Below are 426 nucleotides of genomic sequence, written 5' to 3'. Positions count from 1 at the left end.
CTGAAAGGCTTGGAGGATGAGAATAGCCGCCTGAAGAAGCTGCTGGCCGAGGCGATGCTGGACAACGCCATGCTGCGCGAGGTTGCGGGAAAAAAGTGGTGAGGCCCGTCGCTCAACGCCGGACGGTTGCCCATCTGCGGGCGACGTTCGGTGTCAGTGAGCGGCGGGCCTGTTCTGTCCTGAAGGTGCATCGCCGGACGATCCGGTACCGGTCACGGCGCCCCGATGACGGTGCCTTGCGGCATAGGCTGCGGGAGTTGGCATCGGAGCGGCGGCGGTTCGGCTACCGGCGTCTGGGATATCTGCTGGCCCGGGAGGGGATGGCGGTGAACCATAAGAAGCTGCTGCGGATTTACCGTGAGGAAGGGCTGGCGGTACGCCGGCGGCGGGGCCGCAAACGCGCGCTGGGCACGCGGGCGCCGATGG

General features: G+C 67.1%; 1 pseudogene. It reads left to right on the top strand.

What is annotated here, in order from left to right:
* Window positions 1–426 (top strand): annotated as a pseudogene (locus ACM9HJ_RS31030) (IS3 family transposase); the annotation flags it as partial.

Source organism: Niveispirillum sp. KHB5.9 (assembly GCF_048066115.1).
Classification (GTDB): domain Bacteria; phylum Pseudomonadota; class Alphaproteobacteria; order Azospirillales; family Azospirillaceae; genus Niveispirillum.
This window is presented reverse-complemented; position numbering and strand designations above follow the sequence as displayed.